Source organism: Bacillus sp. 1NLA3E (genome assembly GCF_000242895.2).
Lineage (GTDB): Bacteria > Bacillota > Bacilli > Bacillales > Cytobacillaceae > Bacillus_BU.
In genome coordinates this window covers 1,576,027-1,593,380 of the sequence record NC_021171.1, presented here as the reverse complement: position 1 = coordinate 1,593,380, position 17,354 = coordinate 1,576,027, and the positions used below count along the sequence as shown (strand labels likewise).

Genomic DNA, 17,354 nt, shown 5'->3' with positions numbered 1-17,354 from the left:
ACCTTGTGTTTTTAGTTTACCTCCGCTCATTACAATAGTCAACACTGATAGTAGAATAATAAAATATTTTTTTATTATTTTCCGAAAGAAGACTCCCTTTTTAATAGTGTAAAGTTTGTAGCCCAACGATAAGGGGTGTTAAAGGCAGTTTTCGATAGCTAAAAATCTTCCTCACTCATGAGGGAGGCTGGTTTCTTGTTAGCAAAAATGAAGATGGATACTTTATTGTTCAAACACGTTTTCCTAAGGGAAATTGGCTCATTAATTATGTCCTTTCCTTTGGAAGTGTTGCAGAGGTATTGGAGCTGGTAAGGATTTGAGGGATTATTCCAGAGTGTTTGAAAAATACGATCGAACAATCCGAAAATGAAATTAGATAAACTGACAGGATGTAATCAAGTTATACCGATTGGTTTTTGCAGCAAGTGGTACATGGGATTATGGCAAAGATATGGAAGCAGAGCTAAAGCGAAAGATTCCTGAATGCATCTGGTGGTTACTTGTGCTATCTAATCGACTGGGCATAGATATAACAGAGGCATACCCAGCATTTACGAAAGGGCTAGAAAGTACCTTACAAGAGTAGCTTTTACATAAAGTTTGATTAAAAATATTGTGCATATCCCCGATATCCGGGCAAATAAAAGGAATCCGTTTTGAAAAAAGTTCTATCAAAACGGATTCTCTCTTACAAATTATCAAATTTATTTTTTTACAAATTTGTTTTCACGCGCACTGTAGCGAGGCCCGATATTTGGATATTTGTTTAATAAATTTTCTATTTCTTCTATTTCCTTAGCAGTCAGGGTTACATCCGACGCACCTGCATTTTCTTCCAGATATTTTCTGCGTTTTGTGCCAGGAATAGGAATGATGTTATCACTTTGTGCCATTACCCATGCTATGGCAAGCTGTGATGGTGTACAATTTTTATTTGCGGCAAATTCGGCAAATTCAGATGCTAATTTCTGATTATTATCAAAGTATTCTCCATTATAGCGTGGCAGGTTTCTACGGAAATCAGTTGATTCAAGTGTACTGACATTAAGATTGTTTGTAATTAATCCTCGACTTAACGGAGCAAACGGAACAAACGTTATACCTAGTTCTTTTGTTAATGGAAGAATCTCTTTTTCAACATCGCGAGTAAGCACTGAATATTCGCTTTGTACCGCTGTGATTGGATGAACAGCGTGTGCCTTTTTTAGATCCTCTGGTAAGCACTCACTTAATCCCAGGTAACGCACTTTCCCTTCTTTCACCAGTTCAGACATAGCACCTACTGTTTCTTCTATAGGAACATTCGGATCGACACGGTGTGCAAAATATAGGTCAATAGTGTCTATTTTCAAACGTCTGAGACTGTTCTCAACTGCCTGCTTCATCCACTTAGGGGAAGCGTCTACGTAAGTTTCCCCTCCAACAAACGCATCACCATTGTCATTTCTTAAACGGAAACCAAATTTTGTTGCAATAAAAATCTTATTGCGGTTTGGAACCAGGACTTTGGAAATCAGTTCTTCATTAGCTCCGTTTCCATAAATATCAGCAGTATCCCAAAAGTTTATGCCAAGATCCAATGCATACTCTAAAGTAGCGATGCTTTCATTATCATCTGCCTGCCCGTAAGCAGCGCTCATTCCCATGCAGCCTAATCCGACTGCTGATACTTCAATGTCTTTTTTTCCTAACTTTTTGTACTTCAAAGTAATGATCCTCCATTCTTTTAATTGTTTGTTTGTTTGATTTTAATTTAGTTCTTCCTTTTTTTTTAACTCTATCACTTGGAGAAAAAAATAGCAGATTATCGGTTAAATTGCCTGAAACTTAGTCCATTTTCCACTTATAAACCGGCTTACGAAAATGATTGCCTTCACAATCCAGTCAATAAACATAGCTACCCATGTGCCGAACATTCCCATATTGAAATAGATACCTAGCAGATAAGCCAAAGCAATACGGCAGAAAAACATCGTCAACATTCCAACAATCATCGGGAATTTGGCATCCCCTGATGCTCGGAATGTCACAGGTAAGGTGTAACCAAGCGGCCAAATAATTACTGTAAATGCTGCATGCCACCAAACGATTTGCGTGGTCAATGAGGTTGCGGTCTGAGATAATCCATAGACATTTAATATGACTGGGAGTAAAGCAAGTACCAACGCACAGCTTAATACATGTGCCACATACACAATACCCATAACCTTTTTGGTGAAATATTTAGCCTGTTCAATATCTCCTGCACCGATACATCTTGAAATAACTACAGTTAAACCAAGACCAATTGCCATACCCGGCAGCACTTCGAACATAACAATAGTGCCGGACACCGCGTTTGCTGCAATGGCTGCTGTACCAAAGGTTGCAACTAGACTAAGTACAATAATTCTTCCCAAATAGAACAAACCATTTTCCAATCCATATGGAACACCAATACCTAAGATTTTTTTAATCATCAACCCGTTAAATTTGTGTTTGAAACTTTTCTTTATATATAATGATTGTTTTTTGTTAAGGGCCAATGTGATAATAATAGCTGCTGCTGCAATACGTGATATCAAAGTCGGTATAGCAACCCCCTCAACTCCAAAGTGGAAGCCGTAAATAAGTATTGCATTTCCGGCAGCGTGGCCTATGTTCATAGCCAGCATTACCATCATGGGAAGTTTTGAATTACCCATAGTACGGAATATTGCAGCACCGGCATTATATAGTGCAAGGAAGGGAATGGATATTCCTGTAATCATCAGGTAAATATTTGCCTCCCTGCGTACTTCATCCGTAATCTGTCCAAACAGTCCATTTAAAATAAACGGTTTTATCAGATAAATAATGACCATGATGATGATGGAAACGACACCGATAAACCAAACCAGTTGATTCGCCGCTTCTCTTGATTCTTCTATCTGCTTCCTGCCCATATACTGTCCTGCAATGACTGCACCACCAGTAGCTAGAGCTGCGAACAGACTAATGAGCAATGCCATGACAAAGTCCACCAAAGACACTCCAGACACCGCAGATTCACCCACGGATGCTACCATGATTGAATCTGCCAATCCAACCAGAAATTCTAAAAACTGCTCGATGAAAAGTGGCAGAAATAATGTGAATAAATCCCTATTTGTAAATAACTTATTTGTTGCTAAAGATTTCTGCGCCAATTTTAGTCCTCCGATTTATACATTTTTCCTATTTCCTTTGATGTCGCCCATATCGGTGACTCCGGTTCAATATAACTATTTCTTTCTCCTTGGCTGTTTAAAGCTCAATGTTGATTTTTTGCACAATGTTGATTGGAGTGGAAGGCACGAAGACTCCTGCGGGAGCAGCGGGACAGGTGAGACCCCACAGGCGCTTAAGCGCCGAGGAGGCTCACCGCCCGCCCCGCGGAAAGCGAGTGCCTGGAACGGAAATCAGCATTCTATTTTAATAGAGCCTTTTCCTTAAATATAAATTTGATACCCATTAAAAATAAATATTGATACATTAATGAACACCTGTATATAATTATAAACAGGAACAGGATGCTTACAATTGTTAAATGAACATAAATTGTTCATTAGTGAACAAATCAATTAAAATTGTTCATTATCTTTAAGAAAGTTTGGTGAACCTCACAATGTCTAAAGTAGATAGAAGAATTGCCAAAAGCCAAGAAGCGATAAAAAAAGCTGTTATTGAACTGATGACTGAAAAAAATTTTGATGATATTACGATACAGGATATTTCCGACAAGGCAAATGTAAGCCGAGGAACCATCTATCTTCATTACGTGGATAAATTTGATCTACTGGATAAACTCATTGAGGAACATATTAACGAACTAAGGGAGATGTGCGAATCGGCATCTGAACTGGATTATAAAGATGCGAATCTGCCCTGGTTTGAATACTTGGAAAGTAATTATTTGTTCTTTTCGGCGATGTTAGCCAGTAAAGGAGCCCCTTATTTCCGTAGTCAGTTCGTTGAGTTTCTCATCGAAGAGTTCAAGGATGAAGTGAATACATCCGAAGGGAAAAATCACGGATTAAATGAGGTTGTTATTCTTCAATTTATTGTGACGTCTTACGTAGGAATAGTGGAATGGTGGATTAAGAATGGAATGCCTTATCCACCTAATATCATGTCAGAACAAGTGGGGATTTTGTTAGAGAGGAATCTATAGTTTCTCCTATCAAAAACCTACCTCAATTTAGTGAAGTAGATGAGGATCATTCCTATGGGAAGATGCTTTACCTATGAATTTTATATTTTACTTTACATTAAAATGCAAATTGTGAAGGATTATACTTAGACTAGCCTGAATCGCTAGTACAACAATCCATATTCCACATCTGGCCTATACAAAAACAGGCGTCTTCTATTCAAGAAGTGCGCCCGTTTGTTGAAAATCGTTTATTTCTCATTATCGTTTTGCAAGTAGGAAAAGAACGATCAAAGATGCCCCCTTATTTTGAAGCTAAGTTATCACGATCCGCGGCCTCGGGTGGTCTTTCCATCCAACCCCGATCAATCATTATATTTGCTCCGTCCTCCACATATAAACCTACTTCCATCATTAAATGTGCATACATAGCAGCAATATCACGTCTACCATTCAGAGAAACACCCTCAGCATAGGCTCTTATTTTCATCGAAAACATATCAATTTTATGAAATAACATTAATTTATCAGAGAAAGGAGCATCAGTGGAATTGCTTACTAAGTGATCTATCAATGATGGCGAAGGAAGATCTTCTTTTTTGAGTTTTTGTGCACATAACTCTATGTGTTTTTGATTAACTTCCTTCCCTCGTGTAAAAAATTGTTTAATTTCTTTGTCTTTTGATACCTGAGCAAAACCAATTATTAATGCTTTACTCGTTACGTCGTTTTCTAAATTATCGTAAAGATGTGCAATTTCTAGGCCGTGAAGCGGTCTGATGTTTCCAATGAAACCATTTAAGTATTTTTGTTTTTTTACAAAATCAGCTTTTAAAGGTATAGGAATGGTTGGTGGACTCATTAAAAATCCTTTATCCATTAATGTAATATTTACTTCATTTATCAGTTTTACGGTAGATTGGAGAGAATCTGTAAAAAATTCCCTAACATCATTTCGCGTTACCAAAGGAATAGCAATTGAGTAAAGGCCCATTCCTGCTTTTCCTGCGTACTTTAAATAATGAAGATAAAATTCATCAAAAAATAATCTAGGAGCATCTAAGTTTACATCTTCTTCTGTAAAACCAATTGGTATAGGAAAGTTTTCATGTAAAAATATATCTTTAATTATTTGGATAAAAGATTCACTTAGGTTGAGAGCATTATTTACAATATTCTTAATGTCTTGATTTTCGACACATTTAAGATAATAACTAAGAATACATTTGGACATGGTATTTCCGACATACATTGCCCATAGTTTTCCCATTTCAGCAGATGTTAAACTTTGTTTACTTGTCATGACACGCAAAACAGCCCCTTCAACTAATTTTCCTTAGTATATTCTTCTAGGAAATATCTATTCATTGGCTATTTCACTGCTTTTCTGGTACTTTCTGAAGCAAAATCGGCAATAATAACAAGAAACATATAACAGATTAACAATAAGGTGATTTGAGTGTAATCAAAATAGCTCATCGCCAGTTTAAAGTCCATACCCAGACCACCAGCACCGACAAATCCAACTACAATGGTGGTTCTCATAATGACTTCCCAGCGATAGAGAATATAGGTTAGGAATCGAGGCATAACAATTGGCAGTATTCCGTAAAAAAAGGCTTCCATTTTTGAAGCACCGGCAGCTGTCAAATTACGAATCGGGCGAGGATCCATATCTTCAATAACTTCTGCCCAAAGCTTTCCAAGAATCCCAAAGTTGTGGAGAGCAAGTGCAATAGCTCCAGGCAATAGCCCCGGTTTTAATATAAATATAATCATCATCGCCCAAACCAGTTCAGGAACCGATCTAGAAAAGATATACATAACACGAACAAAGTAATACATCAGCCAATTTGACCATTTTTTTGAACCGGTTAATCCTCCATTAGCTATGTTTCTAGCTGCCGGAATAACCGTAAAAAAGGCAGCGATGGTTGCAAATCCAATCGCCATAATACTCATTTCCAAGGTTTCCAAGGTAAGTTTTAACGCTGAGGACCAACTGCTGACATCAAGAAAAGCGGGATTATCGCTATTTAAACCAATCATTCCGCTAAAAAAACGTTTTGCAGCTTCAATATTTTTATCTGAAACTAACTCGTAGAAATTAGCATTTTCACTAATAGTAATAAATGCCCAAGACCCTAAAATCAGCAGAATAGCAAAACCAGCTGATGTCCAGGATGAACTGAAACCACGACTTCGCTTCCGATTTGTAAAAGGTCTTCGCACAATACTACTCCAAAAATCGACCAAAACTACCAAACCAATTAGGAAAAGGACATATGCCCAAACGCGGTCATACCTTAAATCTTGCAGTGAAAGCTGGATTTGATAGCCGAGGCCACCAAGACCAACAAAGCTCATGATTGACGATGAACGAATCGCACATTCAAATCGATACATCGTGTAACTGAGGATATCCGCCCAAACCAATGGCAAATAACCATAAATCAGGGTTTGCAATTTTGATGCTCCGGCTGACTTTAATGCTTTTATCGGTGCTTCCGGTACGTCTGTCAGCATATCAGCAAAAATCCGGCCGAGGATGCCTCCATACGGAATCGCAAGCGCAAAAATTGCCGCAAAAGGTGATAGTCCAATTGCTGCTACAAACAGCCATGCCCAAATCAGTTCGTGAATGGAACGAGTGAATCCAAGTATTCCTCTGAAAAGCACTTTATTGATAAGCCGTGACATTTTATTGGTGGTTAATACACCAGAGGCCAAAATCCCTACGATAAAGCCATAAATTATAGCTAGAGACATCCCTGCTACCGCGTATGCAAGGGTAGTCCAAGCTGATTCCAATCCAAGTGCCAAGACCTCAGGAGATAAATCAGGATGAATCAGTCCCTCAAATATTTGCAGGAGGGTTGATCCACCACCAGAGTGGAGCAGGTCTGCTTCATTCCATCTGATTGAAAAAAGACTCCAAACAAAAATAGACCCTAGCAGAAGCGTTAGAAAAAAACGGTTATGCAGTCGAATCGTAGAAATCACTTTCATACAAATTCACCGCTCTTTAGCTGATAAAGTTCAGCTAATAAATCATCTGTGACTTTTTCTGTTGGCAAATCGAAAAAAATTTCTCCATTTTTTAAGGAAATGATTCTCGTAAAATATTTGCGTGCGTATTCAACAGAATGCAGGCTTGTGAATAGTGTCTGATTTTCCTCTATCACAAGTGTTGTCATCATTTTTAGAATATCATCGGCCCTAGCTGGGTCAAGTGATGCGACCGGCTCATCTGCTAGAATGATTTCAGGCTTTTGCACCATTAACCTTGCCATCGCCACACGCTGTTGTTCCCCTCCAGATAATGTAGAGGTGATTTCATAAGCCCTACCATGAAGTCCAACTCGGTCTAATGCCTGTAAAGCCACTGATTTTTCTTGAGGAACAAGCAATGAGAATAACGACTTTAGGGTTCCCCATTCATTTAATTTTCCTGCTAATACATTGTGAATGACGGCAAGCGGTCCGATTAAATCAAATTGTTGGCGGATGACACCTACTTTTTTTGCAAAGACATTTCCTTTCTTATAAGCAGAAAGGAGCTGACCATCAATGAGGAGGTTACCGCTCGACAATGGCTCTAATCCTGCAACGGCATTAAGAAGGGTAGTCTTGCCGGCGCCACTTGGTCCGATTAAGGCCACCAATTCTCCCTGCTTGATAACAAAAGAAAGAGAAGATAAGGCTATCTTCCCCCCAAATTGTTTTGTTAATTTTTTTGCTTCAATTACTGTTTTAGAAGACATCTATGTCTACATCCTTCTACTTAATAATCTTTAAATCTTTAGCAACCTTTTCGATTTTTTTGTAATTCTCATTCTTCGTTTCAACAAATTTATCCGTTTGGAAGAAATCGGTAATTTCCTTTTGGTCGGTGTTAATGGTCAAAAGAGCATCCTTCACTTTTTGCGCTGTTCCTTTGCCAAATTCGTCATCGACATTACTGTTAATTGTCCAGTTATAATCGAAATAAGCTGGAGTGGTATAAAAAACTTTTACTTTATTGGTGTCTACTTTTCCTTCGTTTACAGCAGCTTCCCATACAGCTTCATTCAAAGCACCTGCTTTAAACGCACCGGATTCAACTAATTTATAAGTAGCATCATGGGAACCTGAGTAATTTGGCTTGCCATCTAAGTCCTTATCTGGGTTAAGGCCAGCTTCCATCATAAAATATCGAGGCATTAAGTGTCCGGAAGTAGAGCTTTCACTTCCAAATGTAAAGGAAACGCCTTTTATGTCTTCTAGTTTGGCTATTCCTGAATCCGCTTGTGTAATAAAAACTGAATGGAATTCTGCATCACGTGGGCGCTGTACAATTGATTCTGCATTCGGTACTAGATTTCTTGCCTGTACACTTGTTAAGCCGCCAAACCAAGCCATATGAATTTCACCGCGTTGGAATCCAGCTACTAATGCTGCATAATCAACAGACGGAACAAATTCAACCTTTAAGCCTGTTTTTTCACTTAAATAGTTAGCAACCGCCGTCATTCCTTTTCCTAGATCTGTGGCATTTTGATCTGGAATAGCTCCAATTTTAAACACTTCATCTGTTTTTGTTTCTTTTTTTCCTTCATTTGATTTATTATCTTGCTGACCGCATGCTGATAAAGAAAATACTAGCATAACGAGAATTATCGTAGAAATCCACTTTTTCATTTAAGATACCCACCTCAGTTGTTATTGTGCTAATAGAACAAAATACCTAGCCTCTTTCATTATAGGTAAATGTATTTTGTTTATAAATTCATTTTATCTATTTATAAAATGAATATTAATCGATTTTATCAATAGGTTAATATTTTATATACTGATAAAAAGCACCTGTAGCTTTAAGGAGGTTATCTATTTTTATTCCATTCAATTGCTAACATTCCATAAACGATGTGGTCAACAAAATGGTCATATAACATTCTGCTTGCCTGATACTTCCCTCATTAACGAATCCTAATCTTTCAGGGATGCTTCTACTCTTTTTGTTTTCTATGGCAGTCCTAATTTCTACCATATTTAACTTTAGATGGCTAAACGATGTAAATTGCTTATTTTTCTTCAACTAACGCACTCCTTCATTGAAGAAGAAATAAGCAATTTATTTCATATTATTTTTCTTGTAGTAAATATTAAAATTATAACTAATTATAAGGACAATATAATTATGACATATAAGTAGATGCTATTCTGTGGAGTATAGCTCTTCCAGGTTTTGCTCAGATATTAAATTAAAGATAGGTGAAAGGAATAGTTTTTATTTTTTTGGAGTTCCTCATTAATGTGAATAGTCATTTTAACATTGTGATTTTGTTTAGCTTCAATGAAACATTATAGAAGCAATCAAAGCAACAAATTACCAATAGTTTATGTTCTATCCTTGTCTATATATGTTTGCTATGTGAGATACATACAAAGATGCCAAAGGAGAAACCTTCAAATGCAACTAATTAAGTAGAGATTGCTGAAATAATGATAGAAGAACCACCACAAGCAGAGGATCAATATCAATTAACAAATAACCAATTCGGAGGAATGGATCATGCAAACAGAAAACCCGGATTCTCCACAAACAGAACATAAAGTTGAATTATCTGCATCTGAAATAGCTAACATATGGCAATCCTATATGAACGATACGATGGCAATCTGTACAATTGGAACCTTTTTATCCAATGTTAAGGATCAAGAAGTTCGTTCCGTACTTGAATATGCCATGCAGACATCTCAAGCACATGCACAAAAATTGAAATCGTTTTTTAACGAAGAACAGTTTCCCGTTCCAGATGGTTTTTCAGTTGAACATGATGTAAATAGCGAAGCGCCACGTTTGTTTACCGATGATTTTTATCTTTTCTACATTCAAAATATCGGGAAAATTGGTTTAACGGCATATACAATTAATCTTTCCAATTCAGCCCGTTTGGACATGTGTGAATACTATACGGAGTGTTTGAATGAATCATCAACTCTGCTCAATAAGGCAACTGAAATCATGTTAAAAAAAGGGACATTCATAAGATCTCCTTTCATTCCAAAACCCAAAGTGGTGGAATACGTTCAAAAGCAAAGCTACTTAGCGGGTTGGTTTGTTACTCAGCGTAGACCCTTAAACGCCATTGAAATTGCTAATATTTACTATAATTTAATTCAAAATCAGTTAGGTCGAACTTTGTTAATCGGATTTAGTCAGGTCGCCAAGTCCGAACAAGTTCGTGATTATATGGTAAGGGGCAGGAATATTGCCGATAAGCATGTGGAAGTGTTTGGTTCGATATTAAGTAAAGAATATCTTCCTTCGGCCAGTGCATGGAGTACATTACCCATAGATTCAACCATTGCTCCCTTCTCTGACAAACTAATGATGGGCCATGTTGCAGCATTGAACATGGCGGGCATAGGACATTATGGTATGAGTATCGGTCAAAGTCCTAGACGTGATTTGGGAACACATTACGCTCGACTCTTGACGGAAATCACCGCATATGCGGAAGATGGTGCAAATATTATGATTGACAACGGTTGGTTGGAACAACCACCACAAGCAACGGACAGGGAAAAGTTAGCAAGTGATGAGAAGTGAGTTGGATTGGATGGGAAAAACTAAAATGATCAAACCAATGATAAGGTTCTCTAGAGTGTTGTTTTACCGGGTTTTGGTCAGCTATTAAATCGCGAGTATATACAAGGATTGTTGTTCATCTTTTTAGAGTTTTTGATTAACATGCAGTCGAATTTTAATTAAATAATCAAACTAAGTTTTCAAGGAGAAATTCATAATGAAGATGTTGGAAAACAATATTTGGAAATAAAAAAAAGCTGTCATTGAGACAGCTTTTTTATTTCGTAAAAGGAAAATCATTGAAACGTAGTCTTTTAGTTATCCAATACTGTTATTTCGTAAATGATTAACCTTCTACTTTGCATCATTAATTGAATCGGAATCTTTATGGTAATAGTCATCACGGCAGAGGAATGTAATTACATCCGCATCTTGTTCAATTTGACCTCTTTCGCACAAATCGGATAACATCGGCCGTTTATCCTACCGACTTTCCACAAAAAAGAGGACATACAAAGGTTATGTCAACCTTTGCTTTGCTCAGTAGTTTGAGCAGTATTGTCATTTTCCGTATTTGGCGTGGTGCTTTATTGAATTTGAGCCTGTGCTTCGCGAGCTTGTTTTAAATTGAAATAGGCATCCATTGTATCGCTGCCTATTTTCAAGTTTGCATGATTATCTGTACTTCCTTGGTACGCCCATGGAACTAGCACAGCCATTGCTATTTCAGGATTATCTGACGGTGCATAGCTAACTAGACTTAAATTCATCGTCTCTGGAGGTTCTTTTCCGAATTTTTTCCGTTCTGGGCCATCGTAAAACGCTTCGGCAGTTCCCGTCTTTCCGGCTGGGCTGTATGGTTTGATACCAAAAGTCCCGGTACCTGTTCCTTGTGGATCCGACATAACTAGACGGAAGCCCGTCTGAACACGTTCAATCCACTCATCCTTCATATCAAGCCGATTTAAAATATTTGGTGTAATTTCTTTGGTAATCGGACCAAGCAAATCACTATCCAAAAGGGGTTCGCGAATTTCCTTAACGATATGAGGTTGAATTCGGTAACCTTTATTAGCAATTGTGGATACATACTGTGCAAGCTGCATCGCTGAATAAGTATCATACTGGCCAATCACTATATCAAGTAATTTTCCTGATTCATTAGGCCCTTTAAAGCCAGCGGTTTCATTCGGTAAATCAATCCCTGTTCTAACCCCAAGTCCAAATTGACCAAATGAATTACGAATTGTATCAAATGCCTTAATATCTAAAGGCAGAGGACGGCCCTCAACATAATGACCTTTTCCGATGGCAATAGCTGTCATAAACATATATACGTTTGAAGATCGTTTTAATGCATACAGATCATCAATCAACCCCATACCACCAGGGGTCCATGATTTTTTAACCGGTGTATCTTTAATTTTCAATGGAGTATCCAACCATTTAGACCTTGGTGAAATAGCACCTGTTTGATATCCTGTTAAAACTGTTGCACCTTTAACAGCTGATCCAACATTATAAGATGTCGTAAAGCTACCAAGTGCATCATCTTGCATTTCCTGTTTTCCGGTTACTTCATTTTTGACAATTCGCTTACCTGCCATTGTTAAAATCTCACCAGTATGTGGATCCATCAACACGACGTAGGCGCGGTCAAGCAAAGCAGTACCTGGCATTTTTTTTGCTTCCGACAGCCGATCCTCAATGATTTTTTCTACTTGTAACTGCAAGTCCATATCAATCGATAAGACAAGATCTTTCCCACGTTGCCCTTCAGAAATTACTTCAGTAGATATCACGTTTCCAGCCTTATCGGTGTTATTTTTCACCTTTGCCTTTTGGCCTGAAAGAACATCTTCGTACTGCAATTCAAGATAGCTTTTCCCAACTCGGTCATTGCGGTTATAATCTCGTGATAAATAATAATCCAATTGCTCTGACGGGAGTCCTTCATCAGAGGTGGTAATGTTGCCAAGCACCGATTTTAATGTATTAGTAAAAGCATATCTTCGCTTCCAATCGGTAGTGGTATCTACTCCTGGAAGATTTTCTAAATTCTCACTGACAACAGCAAATTCCTTGTCTGTTACGCCGTCATTTTTCACAATTTGCGGTGTTAGAGCGTATCCGCTATTAAACTCTCTAAAAATGGCCAACACTTCAAGGTCATCCGCTGACAGTCCGTTCATTTCTTTTTCAGTGATCCGCTCTAGCTGGAGCCTGTAAATGTCCTTATCATTCAACTTTTTCGCTTCGTATTTGTCCCATTCTTTTTGTTTAATTTTCTTTTTAGCCAAATTAGGGTGCATCATGATCCAGTAATCCTTTTTATCACGTTCCTGAATCTTTGAAGTGTCCTTTTCGATTAGTTTTGCTAACCGTTGGGCAACTTTTAACATTTCCTTCTGCTCCGTTCCTTGATACTTTGTGTAAGTAATCGCGTTCAACGGAATATTATCAACAATCACTTTCCCACTCCGATCAAACATTTTTCCGCGTGGAACTGGATTATTTACCGTGACATCTTCAGTCCGTTCTATTTCACGCTTAAAATCATCCCCATAAACAATTTGGACAATACCAAGGCGAAGGATCAAAGTTGAAAACAACAAAAACACAACAAAAAACAACATGTTTAAACGAAACGGGACATGTGTTTTTTTCTTTTTCTTTTTATTCACTGAATCGAACACTTCCTTTTATCATCCTTCCGACAGAATACCCCTTCCTCAAGGAATGTGAAGGGCGAAGCCCAATGAGTAGGGAGGGGATGAATGTCGGTTGGCGATAGCCAAAACTTGCTTCCTTGTGTTATAATAAGAACAAACGTTCCTGTTTGGCGAGGTGAAATATATGCTAGTAAACAAGGCTTACAAGTTCCGCATCTACCCAAATAAAAAACAAATTGAAAAGATTAACAAAACCATTGGCTGTTCAAGATTTGTTTTCAATTTCTTTCTTGGTAAACAAAAAGAAAAAGATGCTTACTGGTATATCGTCGAAGAAATGAGACAAAACGGTCAGCTCCCAGCGAATAACTGGAAAGGCAAATTCTTAAACAAATTTGAAACTGTTAAATCGCTACCTGAACTGAAGAAACAGTACTCTTTTTTGAAAGAAGTCGATAGTATTGCTTTGCAAAAATCAGTTGAAAATTTAGCTGATTCCTATGGTCGCTACTACAAAAAGCAAAATAAACAACCTCGCTTTAAGTCAAAAAAGAATCCAGTGCAATCGTATACAACAAAATATACAAACGGAAATATAGCTGTCATAGACAACCACATCAAACTCCCCAAACTAGGGTACGTCCGTTTTGCAAAAAGTCGTGAAGTCGAAGGTCGTATTATAAGTGCCACCATCAGAAGAAACCCCTCTGGTAAATATTTTGTTTCTTTAGCTACTGAATCAGAAGTAAAAGAATTGCCTATAACTAATTCAGCAATTGGTATTGATGTAGGACTGAAAGATTTCGCTATTCTTTCGGATGGAACGATTTACCCTAATCCGAAGTTTTTTCGTTCATTAGAAGAAAAATTAGGTCATGCGCAAAAAGTTATGAGCAGACGAACGATAGGTGGTGCGAACTGGTTTAAGGCCAAAAGAAAAGTCGCATGTATTCATGAAAAAATTGTGAATGCAAGAAAAGATTATTTGGACAAGATATCTTCCAAGATTGTCAAAAACCACGACATTATTGGGATGGAGGATTTGTCCGTATCGAACATGTTAAAGAACCACCATCTTGCTAAAGCAATCAGCGAAGTATCTTGGTCACAATTCAAATGGATGATCGAATACAAAGCTAAATGGAACAACAGACAAGTGGTAACCGTTTCAAAAAACTTCGCTAGTAGCCAGCTTTGTTCTAGTTGTGGCTACAAAAACAAAGACGTTAAAAATCTCAGATTACGTGAATGGGAATGCCCTAAATGTCATACCCATCATAATCGAGATATTAACGCGGGAATCAATCTTAAAAACGAAGCCCTAAGACTTCTATCCGCAGGGACTGCGGGGATCGCCTAATCAATAACTAGTGGATACACTGGTGTTCTTAGGAATCCCCTTCTTCAAACAACCCGTAAGGGTGTTAAGGAGGGGTAGTTCAAGTATGGACCTTAATTCACCAACACCCAATCTAATCTCCATTATAAAAGAAAATTAAAAATATTTCCATTTTATATTTAAATTTACAATATTTATTATTTTTTGGTAAATTGCAATATTAAATGCAACAAAACATGAAAGTTCAGACTCACCGTGACTTATGCAATATTTTCGAGCTCTTCTAGAAAACATTCCTCAGGCGTTCGATAGGCGAGAATCTTTCTAGGTAGGCGGTTACACCAATTCTCCACGTACAAGATCGTCTCATCCGCAACGGAGGATATAGCTTTACCTTTAGGAATAAACCTACGGATCAATCCGTTGTGGCGCTCATTCGTGCCACGTTCGGAAGAAGTATAAGGATGAGTATAGAAGATATCTGTGTCTTCGTTGATTAGGGTAGGGACGAGTTCTGCAAACTCAGAGCCATTGTCAGAAGTAATGGTCTTGAATACACGAGAGAACATAGAACCATAGGTATTTCGCAATTCATTAATCGAGGCAATTACGGCCTCACTTCCCTTAGAGGCAATCTTTATAATGATTTCTTTACGGGTCTTCCGCTCAGTAATTGTTAAGAGAGCTTCGTCTAGGCTTTTTTTTCCGATGACAGTATCAATCTCCCAGTGGCCAAATTCCTTACGGTCTTCGATTTCTGCAGGACGTTCAATAATACTGCGACCAAAGATTCGCTTGTTTACGCGTATTCGCTTTTTCTTTGTATTTAGCCGTAGTTTCATAGGAAGATCAATGTTTCTCACTGCGATGAATCCACGTTCAATATAGTTATATAGAGTCTTTGTGGATACAGTAGCACCCTGAAAAAGACCGCCGGCTTGGGCAAATCCACAAACAGCATCAGGGGACCATTTGTCATCCAGTATCTTCGACTCAGCAAATTGGATGAATTCCAGTGAATGATCAAGCTTAATCTTAGCCCCACAAACCATTCGGTTTGTATCGTACTTTGTCTGCCCTGTTTCCGGAAAGTAGGCCTGATAAGTGGATCGATCCGAACGCATCTGTGTTGTAGTACCACGTTTAATTTCACGCCAGACAGTCGTACGATCGTGTCCTATGCCAACTGCGATTTCCTGCATGGACTTGCCTTGTGAGTGTAGGGCAGCTATCATTCCACGTTCGAAACTAGTAAGGTGTTTGAAAGTCCGTAGGGTTGTGCTAGAATTAGTGCAAGCCATTAGATAAACCTCCCGTTATGATCTTGTTTTAGTCGACTTAATCATACACGGTTTATCTGTGGCTTTTCACGTTTTAAGCTGTTGCATTTAATTTTACAACTAGCCTTTATTATTTTTTGATATCCTTGAGGCAGTTATATCAAATTAAAAAACCCCATCTTATATTGAAGGGGCCCATTCAAAGAAAGTTTCCTAATGATGTTAATTCTGCAGAGATGTCAGTATACTATGTTTCCTAATTTAGGCTTTGTTAAAAGCTGAAATCTAGTATACGACCTGCAATCACTTATATGATTGAAACGTTTTTTAATTTTGAAGTTGACCATCTCTTGATTTTCGTTTGTTCCTTAAGATTCGCTTTTCTAGATAATAAGTCGGAATGATGATTGCTGCCCAAATCGCAAAATAGTTTAGAACAACAAGAAATGGGTTGCTTTTACCCCCGTGCCCTTCTTTTCCACGAAATTCCCCTTCACGAAATCGTTCATCAGGTGGTGTTTGAGTAGTATTCGTTGTATTCCATGTGTTTCCATTATTCGTAGACTGCCCACTTTGTTGCACTTGTCCTTGTTTGAAATGATCAGTGTTTGCAGGAGCTGTTGTAGAAAACCATTGAATTCCGCCTGCCAAAATGGCGATTGATAGGACGACTGATGCCAAAACACCCTTTCTAAATTTTCCTTCCTTTGATTTAAACGCCCTTTTACAAATACTCAGTATCCATTGCCAATGTAATCCTACATGAAGACCAACTAGCGCAAGGGTTGCATCCGCAGAGAAACCATGGATTTCTCGAATCGAATGACTATTTTGAATGGCAAGACTTGGAGTAACGACCTTCGAAATTAAAATACCCGTTATAATGACTGCAGCCATCGAAATGAATAACAGTATGTTTAGCAAATAACTATATCGTGTTTTTCTATGAAGTTTGGAATCAAAGATCTTTTTGGTTGTATTGATCACCCAATGATAGTTCAAGCCAATGTGGATAAGAATCGCTACTCCTATTATCAGACCAGCAATTTCATGAAATGGTAAACCGTTTAACACTCTTGGATTCATTAGTAACACGAAAGTAATGGCCAGCAGTATATCCAGTACAATTTTTGTATAATTCTTTTTCAATTTATTTCCTCCAAACATTGTTCTTTTTGATTTTGAAAAATATTGTGTTGTGATACAACTGTTACTTTACTAGCCGATGGTGAAAATTTGGTGAAAATCATTTACGAAAGTTTCATCATAATTTGCTTATTGTCCCCTCTATTCGATTTCAAATGTCAAAAAAAAAGGCCCAAATCCATGAGGATCTGAG

15 protein-coding genes and 2 pseudogenes are annotated in these 17,354 nt (G+C 37.9%); 6 read left to right on the top strand and 11 right to left on the bottom strand.

Going from position 1 to position 17,354, the window contains the following annotated elements; translation table 11 throughout:
- Nucleotides 1–164: 164 nt before the first annotated feature.
- Nucleotides 165–320: a hypothetical protein gene (locus tag B1NLA3E_RS25975; protein WP_442852662.1), complete on the top strand. Its 156-nt coding sequence runs from the start codon at nucleotides 165–167 to the stop codon at nucleotides 318–320.
- A gap of 89 nt (nucleotides 321–409) precedes the next feature.
- Nucleotides 410–586 carry a hypothetical protein gene (locus B1NLA3E_RS25220; RefSeq protein ID WP_187292161.1) on the top strand — a complete coding sequence of 59 codons (177 nt, stop codon included), beginning with the start codon at nucleotides 410–412 and terminating at the stop codon, nucleotides 584–586.
- Between the two features lie 118 nt (nucleotides 587–704).
- On the opposite strand, the gene B1NLA3E_RS07700 is transcribed toward B1NLA3E_RS25220, so the two are convergent.
- Nucleotides 705–1,706 (bottom strand): aldo/keto reductase, encoded by a 1,002-nt coding sequence (locus B1NLA3E_RS07700; RefSeq protein WP_015593274.1) that lies wholly within the window; start codon nucleotides 1,704–1,706, stop codon nucleotides 705–707.
- Nucleotides 1,707–1,811: 105 nt separating this feature from the next.
- Nucleotides 1,812–3,047 carry an MATE family efflux transporter gene (locus B1NLA3E_RS07695; RefSeq protein ID WP_236619612.1) on the bottom strand — a complete coding sequence of 412 codons (1,236 nt, stop codon included), beginning with the start codon at nucleotides 3,045–3,047 and terminating at the stop codon, nucleotides 1,812–1,814.
- Here B1NLA3E_RS07695 and B1NLA3E_RS25475 point away from each other — a divergent pair.
- The gene (locus B1NLA3E_RS25475; RefSeq protein ID WP_201765858.1) at nucleotides 3,046–3,453 is read left to right on the top strand and encodes a hypothetical protein; all 408 of its coding nucleotides are present in this window, start codon (nucleotides 3,046–3,048) and stop codon (nucleotides 3,451–3,453) included. The two genes, B1NLA3E_RS07695 and B1NLA3E_RS25475, sit on opposite strands and share 2 nt — an antisense overlap.
- A gap of 172 nt (nucleotides 3,454–3,625) precedes the next feature.
- Entirely contained in the window at nucleotides 3,626–4,171 is a 546-nt protein-coding gene (locus B1NLA3E_RS07690; protein WP_015593272.1) for a TetR/AcrR family transcriptional regulator, read from the top strand.
- A 283-nt stretch (nucleotides 4,172–4,454) separates the two neighbouring features.
- On the opposite strand, the gene B1NLA3E_RS07685 is transcribed toward B1NLA3E_RS07690, so the two are convergent.
- The 5 genes and pseudogenes from B1NLA3E_RS07685 to B1NLA3E_RS07665 form a co-directional block, all read right to left on the bottom strand.
- Entirely contained in the window at nucleotides 4,455–5,453 is a 999-nt protein-coding gene (locus B1NLA3E_RS07685) for a DUF3231 family protein (protein WP_015593271.1), read from the bottom strand.
- Nucleotides 5,454–5,521: 68 nt separating this feature from the next.
- Nucleotides 5,522–7,159, bottom strand: a complete 1,638-nt coding sequence (locus tag B1NLA3E_RS07680; protein ID WP_015593270.1) for a PhnE/PtxC family ABC transporter permease — start codon at nucleotides 7,157–7,159, stop codon at nucleotides 5,522–5,524.
- The gene (locus tag B1NLA3E_RS07675; RefSeq protein ID WP_015593269.1) at nucleotides 7,156–7,914 is read right to left on the bottom strand and encodes a phosphonate ABC transporter ATP-binding protein; all 759 of its coding nucleotides are present in this window, start codon (nucleotides 7,912–7,914) and stop codon (nucleotides 7,156–7,158) included. Before B1NLA3E_RS07675 ends, B1NLA3E_RS07680 begins: the two co-directional genes overlap by 4 nt.
- A gap of 16 nt (nucleotides 7,915–7,930) precedes the next feature.
- Complete coding sequence (locus B1NLA3E_RS07670) at nucleotides 7,931–8,830, bottom strand: putative selenate ABC transporter substrate-binding protein (RefSeq protein WP_015593268.1); 900 nt, start codon at nucleotides 8,828–8,830, stop codon at nucleotides 7,931–7,933.
- Between the two features lie 182 nt (nucleotides 8,831–9,012).
- Nucleotides 9,013–9,191 (bottom strand): annotated as a pseudogene (locus B1NLA3E_RS07665) (GNAT family N-acetyltransferase); the annotation flags it as partial.
- 513 nt (nucleotides 9,192–9,704) lie between these two features.
- Between B1NLA3E_RS07665 and B1NLA3E_RS07660 the strand changes: the two are divergent.
- The gene (locus B1NLA3E_RS07660) at nucleotides 9,705–10,745 is read left to right on the top strand and encodes a DUF3231 family protein (protein ID WP_015593267.1); all 1,041 of its coding nucleotides are present in this window, start codon (nucleotides 9,705–9,707) and stop codon (nucleotides 10,743–10,745) included.
- A gap of 345 nt (nucleotides 10,746–11,090) precedes the next feature.
- Here B1NLA3E_RS07660 and B1NLA3E_RS23770 read toward each other — a convergent pair.
- Both B1NLA3E_RS23770 and B1NLA3E_RS07655 read right to left on the bottom strand, forming a co-directional pair.
- Nucleotides 11,091–11,207 (bottom strand): annotated as a pseudogene (locus B1NLA3E_RS23770) (DnaB-like helicase C-terminal domain-containing protein); the annotation flags it as partial.
- Nucleotides 11,208–11,311: 104 nt separating this feature from the next.
- Complete coding sequence (locus tag B1NLA3E_RS07655) at nucleotides 11,312–13,360, bottom strand: peptidoglycan D,D-transpeptidase FtsI family protein (protein WP_442852661.1); 2,049 nt, start codon at nucleotides 13,358–13,360, stop codon at nucleotides 11,312–11,314.
- A 220-nt stretch (nucleotides 13,361–13,580) separates the two neighbouring features.
- Between B1NLA3E_RS07655 and tnpB the strand changes: the two genes are divergently transcribed.
- On the top strand, nucleotides 13,581–14,756 hold the full coding sequence (gene tnpB / locus B1NLA3E_RS07650) for an IS200/IS605 family element RNA-guided endonuclease TnpB (protein ID WP_015593265.1): 1,176 nt from the start codon (nucleotides 13,581–13,583) through the stop codon (nucleotides 14,754–14,756).
- A gap of 239 nt (nucleotides 14,757–14,995) precedes the next feature.
- Here the strand turns inward: tnpB and B1NLA3E_RS07645 are convergent, their stop codons facing one another.
- Both B1NLA3E_RS07645 and B1NLA3E_RS07640 read right to left on the bottom strand, forming a co-directional pair.
- Nucleotides 14,996–16,036, bottom strand: a complete 1,041-nt coding sequence (locus B1NLA3E_RS07645; protein ID WP_015593264.1) for an IS30 family transposase — start codon at nucleotides 16,034–16,036, stop codon at nucleotides 14,996–14,998.
- Nucleotides 16,037–16,342: 306 nt separating this feature from the next.
- Complete coding sequence (locus B1NLA3E_RS07640) at nucleotides 16,343–17,164, bottom strand: DUF4405 domain-containing protein (protein WP_015593263.1); 822 nt, start codon at nucleotides 17,162–17,164, stop codon at nucleotides 16,343–16,345.
- Nucleotides 17,165–17,354: the final 190 nt, after the last annotated feature.

Bases quoted from the DNA above. Each gene is read 5' to 3' on its own strand.
- B1NLA3E_RS25475 (WP_201765858.1), top strand. From the start codon at position 3,046: ATGATTGAATCTGCCAATCCAACCAGAAATTCTAAAAACTGCTCGATG.
- B1NLA3E_RS07695 (WP_236619612.1), bottom strand. From the start codon at position 3,047: ATGGTAGCATCCGTGGGTGAATCTGCGGTGTCTGGAGTGTCTTTGGTG.
- B1NLA3E_RS07690 (WP_015593272.1), top strand. From the start codon at position 3,626: ATGTCTAAAGTAGATAGAAGAATTGCCAAAAGCCAAGAAGCGATAAAA.
- B1NLA3E_RS07685 (WP_015593271.1), bottom strand. From the start codon at position 5,453: ATGACAAGTAAACAAAGTTTAACATCTGCTGAAATGGGAAAACTATGG.
- B1NLA3E_RS07680 (WP_015593270.1), bottom strand. From the start codon at position 7,159: ATGAAAGTGATTTCTACGATTCGACTGCATAACCGTTTTTTTCTAACG.
- B1NLA3E_RS07675 (WP_015593269.1), bottom strand. From the start codon at position 7,914: ATGTCTTCTAAAACAGTAATTGAAGCAAAAAAATTAACAAAACAATTT.
- B1NLA3E_RS07670 (WP_015593268.1), bottom strand. From the start codon at position 8,830: ATGAAAAAGTGGATTTCTACGATAATTCTCGTTATGCTAGTATTTTCT.
- B1NLA3E_RS07660 (WP_015593267.1), top strand. From the start codon at position 9,705: ATGCAAACAGAAAACCCGGATTCTCCACAAACAGAACATAAAGTTGAA.
- B1NLA3E_RS07655 (WP_442852661.1), bottom strand. From the start codon at position 13,360: ATGTTGTTTTTTGTTGTGTTTTTGTTGTTTTCAACTTTGATCCTTCGC.
- tnpB (WP_015593265.1), top strand. From the start codon at position 13,581: ATGCTAGTAAACAAGGCTTACAAGTTCCGCATCTACCCAAATAAAAAA.
- B1NLA3E_RS07645 (WP_015593264.1), bottom strand. From the start codon at position 16,036: ATGGCTTGCACTAATTCTAGCACAACCCTACGGACTTTCAAACACCTT.